We start from the raw sequence: 2,500 nt of genomic DNA, 5'->3' as shown, positions 1-2,500 counted from the left end.
CCTGGCCCCCCTTCGCTGCCCATCCAATCCGTTAAGGATGAACAACTTACGGGGGACGTCACCTCTCGCGGGCCCAGGACTATTCACCTGGTTCCCATCGCCTACGGCTGTCGCCCTCGGCTTAGGGGCCGGCTCACCCCGCGCGGATTGGCCTTGCGCGGGAACCCTTGGACTTTCGGCGGGAGAGGTTCTCACTCTCCTAGCGCTACTCATGTCAGCATTCTCACTTCCGATACCTCCAGCATGCCTCACGACACACCTTCATCGGCCTACGGAACGCTCCGCTACCGCTCTTTCGAGCCCGCAGCTTCGGTGCATGGCTTGAGCCCCGGTACATCTTCGGCGCAGGACAGCTATTAGACCAGTGAGCTGTTACGCTTTCTTTAAAGGATGGCTGCTTCTAAGCCAACCTCCTGGTTGTTTTGGCCGTCCCACATCCTTTCCCACTTAGCCATGACTTCGGGACCTTAGCTGGCGGTCTGGGCTGTTTCCCTCTCGACCTAGGACCTTAGCACCCCAAGTCTGTCCGCCGTGATTGTACTCTTCGGTATTCGGAGTTTGGTTAGGTTTGGTAAGCCTCGCGGCCCCCTAGCCCATCCAGTGCTCTACCCCCGAAGGTAAGACACGACGCTCTACCTAAATAGATTTCGCGGAGAACCAGCTATTTCCGAGTTTGATTGGCCTTTCACCCCTAGCCACAGGTCATCCCCGTCTTTTTCAACAGACGTGGGTTCGGTCCTCCAGTGGGTGTTACTCCACCTTCAACCTGCCCATGGCTAGATCACCCGGTTTCGGGTCTAATCCGCCGAACTCAAGCGCCCTGTTCAGACTCGCTTTCGCTGCGCCTACGCCTACCGGCTTAAGCTTGCTCGACAGATTAACTCGCTGACCCATTATACAAAAGGTACGCAGTCACCCCGCCACCAAATCACTGAGGTGGTTCGCCAACCTTTTTTGACAGACTGTCTTCTGTCAGGCTGGCCTTGATCCGGTCCATCAAAGCCCGGCGGCTTCGGCCGTCGTGCTTTAGAACCGATTCCCGTCGCCGCGCCGCATCGCGCGAGACGTAGGCTTCGTAGTACACAATCCGCCACTGCCGGCCGCGCGTCGACGCATTGCGTCCCTCGTTGTGCGCCACCAGGCGAACCATCAGGTCACCCGTGAACCCAACATAGAACCGCTTTGCATCGGCTTCGTCCTGCAATACATAGACGTAATGCATACCCAAGCCTTTTCAGTGATTTGGAGGCGGGGCTCCTACAGCTTGTAGGCATCCGGTTTCAGGGTCTCTTTCACTCCCCTCATCGGGGTGCTTTTCACCTTTCCCTCACGGTACTGGTGCACTATCGGTCGTCGAGGAGTACTTAGCCTTGGAGGGTGGTCCCCCCACGTTCAGACAGGGTTTCACGTGCCCCGCCCTACTCGAGGACACCATCCATCAACACCGATACGGGGCTGTCACCCGCTCTGGCCGGACTTTCCAGACCGTTCTCGTTAGATGAATGGTGCCACTGGGCTGATCCGCGTTCGCTCGCCACTACTTGCGGAGTCTCGGTTGATGTCCTTTCCTGCGGCTACTGAGATGTTTCAGTTCACCGCGTTCGCCTCCCAACCCTATGAATTCAGGTTGGGATACCCCAAAGGGGTGGGTTTCCCCATTCGGAAATTCCCGGATCAAAGGCTGCTCCCGCCTCCCCAGGACTTATCGCAGGGTGCCACGTCCTTCATCGCCTCTCGACGCCAAGGCATCCACCAGATGCCCTTGTCATACTTGATCCCCCATGCACGGTGGCAAGAAAGAGTCTTGATTTGGATCGCGCCAATTCGGCCCTGCGGGCCTCATGGCGCTCCGGCGCAGTCGCACCGGTTTTCAGCACGCCCCGGCACCGTAGCGCCAATCACGTCCCAAACACCCAAACCATCGTCCCCATTGCTCCGCTCACACGGAACCACACACATTTTGTCTGGACCTGAGTCTTCGTTTCTGAGCGGCCCAGCTTAGCCCTTCGGGCTTCGCGGGCCGCCGCCCCGGTCGGGACGGTGAAACGCACACTCCCGCACCACCCGACCCCAACGCGGGGGAAAGGGTGCGATCCAAACACACCCACGCTCCCGTTCGCCAATCGAACGGAGGCGCGTCACACACTTCGCATACATCAGGCGTTCTCGATCCTCAGCCATCCATGACCAAACCGCCGATCACGCTTTCCCGAAGGAAAGCAGCGACCCACGTCCGATCACGGACCGCAGATCAAAAACATGCCTCTTTACCATGTCAAACAGCCGAGGCCCGTCCGCTCCAACCGGAGCACCCGGGCCACGTTTCGCGCGCCCAGTCCCAAAGGACCGGCACGGAATTTCGTGTCTCGTCTTGCTTTGATGTCCCGCGCCCCAGCGCAAGAGACCCTCTTCGGTCCGGAGGCCGGCCCCAGGTCGTCGGGATGCCAGCACCCTGGGAGACTTGGTGGAGCCGGACGGGATCGAACCGACGACCTCAAGC

1 tRNA gene and 1 rRNA gene (both cut by a window edge) are annotated in these 2,500 nt (G+C 59.4%); both read right to left on the bottom strand.

Going from position 1 to position 2,500, the window contains the following annotated elements:
• Positions 1-1,777: ribosomal RNA gene (locus tag BLS85_RS18410) — 23S ribosomal RNA — on the bottom strand; it reaches 1,284 nt to the left of the window's first position.
• Between the two features lie 685 nt (positions 1,778-2,462).
• Positions 2,463-2,500 (bottom strand) — tRNA-Ala (locus tag BLS85_RS18405) (it continues 38 nt past the right edge of the window).

The organism is Rhodospira trueperi, from assembly GCF_900101965.1.
Lineage (GTDB): Bacteria > Pseudomonadota > Alphaproteobacteria > Rhodospirillales > Rhodospirillaceae > Rhodospira > Rhodospira trueperi.
This window is presented reverse-complemented; position numbering and strand designations above follow the sequence as displayed.